This is a genomic window from Emticicia sp. (assembly GCF_043780375.1).
Lineage (GTDB): Bacteria > Bacteroidota > Bacteroidia > Cytophagales > Spirosomataceae > Emticicia.
Genome location: NZ_JAYWCU010000165.1, coordinates 1 through 8,528, shown reverse-complemented (window position 1 = coordinate 8,528; position 8,528 = coordinate 1). Strand labels below are relative to the sequence as shown.

At 36.1% G+C, this 8,528-nt stretch carries 7 protein-coding genes and 1 pseudogene; 4 read left to right on the top strand and 4 right to left on the bottom strand.

Annotated features, from left to right (window positions below):
* On the top strand, window positions 1–1,143 hold a 1,143-nt coding region (coaBC, locus tag ACH2CJ_RS13135; RefSeq protein WP_394993301.1), incomplete at its 5' end, for a bifunctional phosphopantothenoylcysteine decarboxylase/phosphopantothenate--cysteine ligase CoaBC.
* A 28-nt stretch (window positions 1,144–1,171) separates the two neighbouring features.
* The gene (locus ACH2CJ_RS13130) at window positions 1,172–2,074 is read left to right on the top strand and encodes a DUF4835 family protein (RefSeq protein ID WP_394993300.1); all 903 of its coding nucleotides are present in this window, start codon (window positions 1,172–1,174) and stop codon (window positions 2,072–2,074) included.
* Between the two features lie 53 nt (window positions 2,075–2,127).
* Here ACH2CJ_RS13130 and ACH2CJ_RS13125 read toward each other — a convergent pair whose 3' ends face one another.
* From ACH2CJ_RS13125 to ACH2CJ_RS13115, 3 genes are all read right to left on the bottom strand, one after another.
* Window positions 2,128–2,256, bottom strand: coding sequence for a hypothetical protein (locus tag ACH2CJ_RS13125; protein WP_394993299.1), 129 nt, complete (start codon window positions 2,254–2,256; stop codon window positions 2,128–2,130).
* A 103-nt stretch (window positions 2,257–2,359) separates the two neighbouring features.
* Window positions 2,360–3,262 (bottom strand): sugar phosphate isomerase/epimerase family protein, encoded by a 903-nt coding sequence (locus ACH2CJ_RS13120; protein WP_394993298.1) that lies wholly within the window; start codon window positions 3,260–3,262, stop codon window positions 2,360–2,362.
* An 89-nt stretch (window positions 3,263–3,351) separates the two neighbouring features.
* Window positions 3,352–6,099 carry a DUF1553 domain-containing protein gene (locus tag ACH2CJ_RS13115; protein ID WP_394993297.1) on the bottom strand — a complete coding sequence of 916 codons (2,748 nt, stop codon included), beginning with the start codon at window positions 6,097–6,099 and terminating at the stop codon, window positions 3,352–3,354.
* A 286-nt stretch (window positions 6,100–6,385) separates the two neighbouring features.
* Here ACH2CJ_RS13115 and ACH2CJ_RS13110 point away from each other — a divergent pair, with 286 nt between their 5' ends.
* Together ACH2CJ_RS13110 and ACH2CJ_RS13105 are read left to right on the top strand one after the other, a co-directional pair.
* Window positions 6,386–7,033 (top strand): hypothetical protein, encoded by a 648-nt coding sequence (locus tag ACH2CJ_RS13110; protein WP_394993296.1) that lies wholly within the window; start codon window positions 6,386–6,388, stop codon window positions 7,031–7,033.
* A 142-nt stretch (window positions 7,034–7,175) separates the two neighbouring features.
* Complete coding sequence (locus ACH2CJ_RS13105) at window positions 7,176–8,159, top strand: hypothetical protein (protein WP_394993295.1); 984 nt, start codon at window positions 7,176–7,178, stop codon at window positions 8,157–8,159.
* A 122-nt stretch (window positions 8,160–8,281) separates the two neighbouring features.
* Here the strand turns inward: ACH2CJ_RS13105 and ACH2CJ_RS13100 are convergent.
* A pseudogene (locus ACH2CJ_RS13100) lies at window positions 8,282–8,528 on the bottom strand (SGNH/GDSL hydrolase family protein); the annotation flags it as partial.

The window sequence follows — 8,528 nt, the reverse complement described above, 5'->3', positions numbered from 1 at the left end:
GCTTATAAATCGGCATTATTAGTTCGACTATTAGTAAAAGAAGGAGCAGAAGTAAAAGTAATTATGACCAGTGCTGCTCAAGCTTTTATTACACCTTTAACACTTGCTACGCTATCAAAAAATCTTGTCCTTTCTTCATTTACTAATAGTGAAACTGGCGAATGGAACAACCATGTAGAGCTTGGAATATGGGCAGATGTGTTGATTATTGCTCCCGCGTCGGCAAATACACTTGCCAAATGTGCCAACGGAATCGCTGATAATTTGTTGATAGCCAGTTATTTATCTGCAAAATGCCCAGTGTTTTTTGCCCCTGCAATGGACTTAGATATGTACATTCACCCAAGTACAGTTGAGAACCTTAGAAAACTACAATCATACGGAAACGAAATAATCAATGCTGAATTTGGCGAATTAGCAAGTGGCTTGGTTGGAGAGGGACGACTTGCCGAACCTGAGCAAATTTTGTATCAATTGATCAGGCTTTTTTCAAAGAATTTAGATTTGAAAGGCAAGAAAATTTTGATTACGGCTGGTCCAACGCAAGAAGCGATAGATCCTGTGAGATTTATTAGTAATCATTCTTCAGGAAAAATGGGCTTTGCTATTGCCGAGGCTTTTGAAATGGCGGGGGCGGAAGTTACAATCGTCAGTGGCCCAGTTTCTATTCCTTTTCCAATCGGCGTAAAAATTGAAAAAGTACTGTCGGCTCAACAAATGTATGAAGCTACCGCAAAGTATTTTTCAGAAAGTGACATTGTGATTTTATCTGCGGCCGTTGCCGACTATACACCGTTGCACGTGGCAGACAAAAAAATTAAGAAAAAAGAGGCTATTTTCAATATTGAAATGACCAAAACGACTGACATTGCAGCAACTTTAGGAAAAGAGAAAAAAGCTGGACAAATTGTTGTAGGTTTTGCCTTAGAAACCGATAATGAGTTTGAAAATGCTAAAGGAAAACTCGAACGCAAAAATTTTGATTTCATTGTTTTAAATTCTTTGCAAGATAGTGGGGCGGGTTTTCGTTATGATACAAACAAAATCAAAATCATTGACCGTGCAGGCAATGTGTCTGATTTTGAATTGAAGACTAAAAAAGAAGTTGCACAGGACATTTTGAAAACGATTATAAAAAAATAAGGCGTATATGATACGTCCCCTACATTCAATGAAAAAAATATTGTTGATGTTATTAATTGCTAACTGTACGGTACTAAAAGCACAGGAATTAAACTGCAATGTAACCATTATTTCAGACCAAATAAATGCCCAACAAGCATCAGAAAAGCAGGTTTTTGTGGACATGAAAATAGCTATTAGCGATTTTATGAATAATAAACGTTGGACAAATGATATTTATAGTCAAGATGAACGCATCAAATGTAATTTGATCATTACTTTTACGAAATCGCCACAACAGAATGTTTTTCAAGGAAATGCTCAGTTTCAAGTCATTCGTCCAGTGTTTAATAGCATTTACGAAACCTTAATATTAAGCTATGTGGATAGGAATTTTAATGTTTCGTTTTCGCCTGAAGACCGCCAGATGGTATTCAATGAACAAACTTTTTCTAATAATTTGACTTCTATTTTGGGTTTTTACTCAACAATTGCTCTGACTTTAGACTACGATAGTTTTGGCAAAACAGGAGGAAGCCAATTTTTACAAAGAGCTTATAATATTGCAAACTTGGCTTCAAGTGCTGGGCAAGCAGGGTGGGAACAATCGGGCGACCAACGAAATCGTTATTGGTTAGTTGAAAATCTTCAAAACCAACAACTTTTACCTTTTCGGGAAGGTTTTTATAATTATCACCGCATTGTTTTGGATAATTTTACCACCGACCCTGTTGGTGGAAGAAAACAAGTATTAGAATTTCTGAATTCGATAAAAACGATGCAGCAATTGCGGGCAAACTCGGTGTTACTGAATAGTTTTATGAATGCCAAAAATCAAGAAATGCTCAATATTTTTTCGGAAGCAACCAAAGACGAAAAACAAAAGGCCTTTGCTTTACTTTCAGTCGTTGACCCTTCAAAAACTGAATTGTATCGAAAATTGGTGAAGTGACAATTTCATATTATTTCATTTCCCTGTCATAACTGCTTTTATTTGAAAATCTTCTAACTTATAAAGCCTGATACGATAAATGGATATGGGTGAATCGTACCTGCCAGCTCAATGATGGTGTTTTTAGGTATAAAAACAGGCTTGAATAATTGTCTATAAAGTTGTTTATCAGCTTCGGGCATTATTAATCTTTGTATTTTGCCATTTTAAACATAAAAAAGAGAAGATTTTAGTCTTCTCTTTCTGTGATGGAAATAAATATTGAAAATAGATTCTTAATTAATTTTAATATCCCCATTTTTTCATAATTGCCAAATCTTCTTTCATAGCATCAAGTGGGGCTTTGCCTTGATAAGATTCTTGCTCAATAATGAAATATTTAGTGCCACCCATTTTTCTACCCACTTCAATTACCTCTTTTGTTCCGATAACACCTACGCCCAAAATCGAACTTTCCCAACCGCCATGTTCGCTTTCACTTTTGATTTCGTCTTTTACGTGCATCAATTCAAATCTGCCAGGATATTGTGCAAGCAAATCTAAAGCTCTGCCACCACCACCATACATATTACCAATGTCTAACTGTTGAGCAACGAGTTTTGGATCGGTATTTTGCATAATAATGTCATAAACTCTAACACTACTGAGCTTTAGGCTAAATTCAAAGTCGTGGTTATGGTAACCAAATTTCATTCCTGATTTTTGACAAAGTTCACCCGATTTATTAAAAACATCCATAAAATGCTTCAATTGGTCTAAATCCTTACGCATACTTATATCTAAAGAAGGACTAATGACATATTTTTGCCCACAAATAGCAGCATCTTCAACGGTTTGTTTCCAAGAATCAGTAAAATCGTTTTTGGCTTCGTCCCAATGTTTACTACCCATTACAGTATGTCCACTTGGCATTTTTAGCCCTAAATCATCTAATATTTTACGGAATTCTTTAGCAGAATAACCATAAAATTTACGGTTAATATAATTGGCGTGTTCAACATCAGTATAACCCATTTCGGCTACTTTTTTCAAGTTAGCCAATGGGTCTTTTTTCATATCATCTCTAATAGAATATAGCTGAATCCCAACTATTCCTTTTTTAGGTTTTAGAGCCAATAACTCGCTCGAAAGAGCAGCTGTACCAGCCAATGCTAAAGCACTTTTTTGCAGAAAATCTCTTCTTTTCATCGTTTTTGTTGTAGTTTTTTAGATTAAGATTGAATGTACAAATTTTATATATACTGTGAAACGGGATTTTTTTTTAGAATTATTCAATACTATTCCTTTGTAACAATTTCATCCAAATTTAGCATAGCATTTGCCGTAACCGCCATTGCTGCCAATGCGGGCGAAGTATCGGAGCGACCAAAGAACTTATAGGCTTCGACAGGGTTTTTGCGGTATTGTAGCTCGGTTTGGCGATAAAGTTTTGTTAAAATTTGAAGTTCTCGCTCGTCAATATTTCGCATCATAATCATATTAAAACCAGCCTGAATCTGTGCTTCGGGGCTTTTTCCTTTCCTCATCATCGTTTTTGCTAATTCTTGTGCCGCTTCTATATAAGCAGGGTCGTTGAGGGTAACGAGTGCTTGCAGAGGCGTATTAGTGCGTAACCTACGTGACTGACAGAACTCTCTACTTGGAGCATCAAACGACATCATTGAAGGGTAGGGCGAAGTACGTTTCCAAAAAGTATAAATTGCTCGACGATATTTGTCTTCACCATTCGACGTTTTCCAAGATTCTCCACTCCAGGGCGATTGCCACAAGCCATCGGGTTGATAAGGCATTACACTTTTACCATACATTTTTTTAGATAAAAGCCCGCTGACTAATAAAGCTTGGTCACGCACTTGCTCTGCCGAGAGTCTAATGCGAGGTCCACGAGCTAAAAATCTGTTATAAGGGTCTTTTTCAATAAGTGTATTATTTACTGTCGAAGATTGGCGATATGTGCCTGACAAAACAATTGTTTTGAGCAATTTTTTAATACTCCATTTCATGTCAGTTTGGAATGAAACTGCCAGATAATCAAGTAGTTCGGGATGAGTCGGAGCAGAACCTTGCGTACCAAAATCTTCTACAGTTTCTACTATTCCTGTACCAAAAATTTGTTCCCAAAAACGATTGATTGCTACCCGTGCCGTCAAAGGATTTTCATTATTGACCAGCCATTTGGCAAAACCAAGCCTATTTCGTGGATAGTCTTTTGGCATTTTTGATAAATATTTTGGCACATCTGGCTTCACCTCTTTACCTTTTACGAGCCAATTTCCTCGTTCAAAAATTTGTTGCTTTCTTGCCAAATCTCCCATTCCTTCAATTAAGACTGGTGCATAGTCAGCTTTGGCGTTTAATATTTCTTTATACTTTGTTTCAACAGCCTGATAATCAGGTGTTTCTGCAAAGGTATTTTGAAATGACAACCACTTAATTTGCAACCATTCTTTCGGTGTTTTTGGATTGGTAAAAACAAAATACAAATCATGTTTACCCTCCAATTTTGGTAATGTATAAAACATTACTGTATCACGAGTTTTAAAAATAGGAATCGTCAAAATTGTTTTTCCATCTAAAGCATTATCCTTTATTTGTAGAGTTCCTTTTTCGTTATTAGTATTAAAGGTCATTACCAAGCGATTTTTACCTGTCAATGTTACTTTTTTCAAGCGACCATAGCCTGTGTGTTGTAAACCAAGATATTTCGAATCCATCAAAGTAGATGTGCCAACCGAAAGTTGTTCAACATCATGCGAATTGAATTTTGGCTCTAAAACCTTCACAAACTTCTCAAAATCATGTACCTTTGATGAACCCCCATTTGCCAAAATCCAGTTTTTCACTTCCTCAATTTTAGTAGAATCTACTTTTTTGTAGAAACGCAAATAAGGTGTTTCACTCACCACATCTTCGTCACGGGTATTATTAAAAAACGCCATTGTTTTGTAATATTCGTCATGCACAAATGGGTCGTAAGGGTGGGTATGGCACTGAACACAGGCTAAAGTTGTACCTTGCCAAACATCAAAAGTAGTATTCACACGATCAATCATAGCGGCAACTCTAAACTCTTCGTCCACGGTTCCACCTTCGTCATTTGTCATTGTGTTTCGATGGAAACCTGTCGCAATGAGCTGATTATCAGTAGCTTGTGGTAATAAATCACCTGCCAATTGTTCAATAGTAAACTGGTCGAAAGGCTTATCTTCATTAAATGCCTTGATTACATAATCTCGATATCTCCAAATGTTTCGGTAAACATCACGTTCGTAGCCTTTAGTATCGGCATAGCGAGCCAAATCGAGCCACATAGCCGCCCAACGTTCGCCATAGGCTGGTGAAGCAAGTAGTTTATCAACAATTTTTTCGTAAGCATTTTCCGATTTATCAGTCAAAAAATCTTGTACTTGCTGCTCGGTAGGAGGTAAGCCCGTTAAATCTAAATATACACGTCGGAGTAAAGTACCCTTATCGGCTTCGGGTGCGTGCGTAAGTCCTTCTTTTTTGAGTTTATCTAATACAAAATGGTCGATTTCATTTTTGGCAAAACGAGTTTCATCATCTTTGAAAAGACCAATTCTTGCAAAAAAACCACCAATCGAAGGTACATCAGCTTTTTCAGGTTTTTGGTATGCCCAATGCTCGCCCCATTTTGCACCTTGTTCAATCCATTTTTTCAAAACTTCAATATTTTCCTTCGTCAATGGGTCTTTGCCTTTGGGCATTCTTTCATCTAAATCATTGCTGATGAGGCGTTTATAGAACTCTGAATGTTCGGCATCACTTGGAATTATTGCTATTTTTCCTGATTTTCCTTTGGTATTAATAGCTTCTTGTGAAAACAAAAAACTAAGATTTGCCGCTTTTTTAACACCTCCATGGCAAGCCACACAATGTTTATTCAAGATAGGTTTCACTTGGGTGTTGAAATCAACTTCATTTGAAAATGGATTGAAGCTGAAAGCCATCGTTCCAACGATGGCTGCGGTAGCTGTACTTAAAACAAAAATATTGAAGGTTTTCATAAACTAAGCTTGTCTATACAAGAGGTTAACCACACAAATTTAATAGATTCGGTATGATTTCATATAAATTTTTTATCAGAATAATTTATTTTGGAAAATCATCACTAAATTTAGCCATTCGACACCTTTTTTACTTGGATTGTGTGAAAATATTTGTAGAATCTTTAAATAACAGGAAGATTTGCCTCAGTTTATTGCTTTAAGAATTAGGCAAAAAATAAAAAATTTAAATTTTAAATCAAAATAGCTTAAAGCGTATAGCCTAAAGCATATATAAACCAAACCAATGAGCGATTTTTTATCAAAACTGAAAGGCATTTTTGTATTACAAACTCCTCTTGATGTAAAAGGGGCAGAGCCTGCTTCAAAACCTGCCGCAACAAGTGTTACACCTGTGGCTGTTATACCAACTAATGGTAAAGTTTCCGACAAATTTTATGATATTTTGTTTGGGGCAATGGAAACCCATAACCAAGAAGGATTTGATTATTTGGAGTATAAAAAATCACTTCAAACACTTTCTAAAATGCCGATGGACGAACAAACTCGTTATTTTTCGGCTTTTGCAGCTGCACAAGCAATGGGTATAACGTCTCAAAAGCTCAATGAATCGGCTCAGTTTTATCTGAATATATTAAAGTCTGAAGATTCAAAATTTCAAGAATCAGTAAGTTTGCAACGCCAAAAGCAAATTGGGAGTAAAGAAAAAGCCATTACTGACCTTGATGCAACTATGAAAGCTAAAAGTGAGCAAATTGTGCGACTGACGCAGGAAATAAAAACACATCAAGACGATATGGAAAAAATGAAAGCTGAAATCTCAGACGCAGTCATCAAAATTGAAACAACATTAAGCGATTTTCACGCAACTTACAATGATTTGATTGGTCAAATCGGGCAAGATGTAGAGAATATGAAGAAATATTTAAAATAAATGTCGATGCAGGGGGCTGCCCTTGTATCAATAAATAATAGTTAAAAAAACATACCTAAACCAAAAAGAGCATTTGTCCTACTCTCAATGGCATTAATCTAAAAAACAAAAACTCCCCTTTAGGGCTGGGGGTTTAACAACAATGGAACTACAAGAATCTAAACCAAAATCATTTTGGAATCGTCCTGAAGGGACAACAGGTATGCTCTTTGCTGCAGGTGTTTTGCTCGGAGGCGGTTATTTATTATACCAAGCATTGCCCGTTTTAATCACTTTGGCATCTAATACGCTTTATTTGGCGGGCTTGCTTATAGCTTTGGCGGCCGTTATTTATATGGTGCTTGACCCCAAAATGCGTAATCTTATTTTCTATATTTATAAGAGTATAATGCGGTGGTTTACTGGACTTTTTGTGCAACTTGACCCAATTGGCATTTTGAAAACTTATATTGACGAATTGCAAGGCAATTTGGGTAAAATGAACCAACAGATTTCAAAGTTGAAGGGGCAAATGATAAATCTGAAAACGATTATTGACAACAATAAAAAGCAAATTCAAAACGACTTGAGTTTGGCAAGTAAAGCCAAAGAAACCGACAAACAAGCAATGATGGTTTTGAAAGCTCGTAAGGCTGGACGTTTGCAGGAATCTAATTTAAAATTAGATGATTTGTACAAAAAAATGGAAATTTTGTACAGAGTTTTAGGAAAAATGTACGAAAATTCGGAAGTTATGCTCGAAGATATAAAAGACCAAGTAATAGTAAAAGAGCAAGAGCGTAAGGCGATTCGTGCGAGTCATTCTGCTATGCGTTCGGCAATGAATATCTTGAATGGAGACAAAGACCAACGCCAAATGTTTGATATGGCAATGGAGTCTATCACCGACGATGTGAGTCAAAAAGTAGGTGAAATGCAACGTTTCATGGAAGTTTCGTCAAATTTTATGGATTCGATTGATTTACAAAATGGTGTTTTTGAGGAAGAAGGTTTAAATATGTTGGAGAAATGGGAAAAAGAAGGCGTTTCGTTGCTTTTAGGAGATGATAAAAAAGCACTCATCGCAGGAAATACTGTTTCTTCAAGCAAACCTTCGGGAAATCAGTATGATAAGTTATTTGAATAAAAATTTGTAGAGAAGTTGTCCTAATGGAATTACATCTCAATGTCTTAGTGTAGAAAAAAGTTAATAAAACAGTCGCATAAAGTATTGATTGCCAATACTTTATGCGACTGTTTTCGTTGAAATTAATATTTCTTCATCACCTTTACAAGCATATTTGTAATCACTTCAAAGCCTTTATCCGAAGGGTGAAGACCATCGTAAGTCATGCCGGAAGCCTCAATTGGGTAAGGATATTCATCAGTTTCAGGCTTGAAAGGAATATCAATAAATTGAGGATATTGATAGTTTTTATATTCTCCCGTTTGAGGGTCTTTTAATCGCTTAAACTTTACCAAATTTTCGTGCGTCATGCCGCTTTTATTGTAAAGG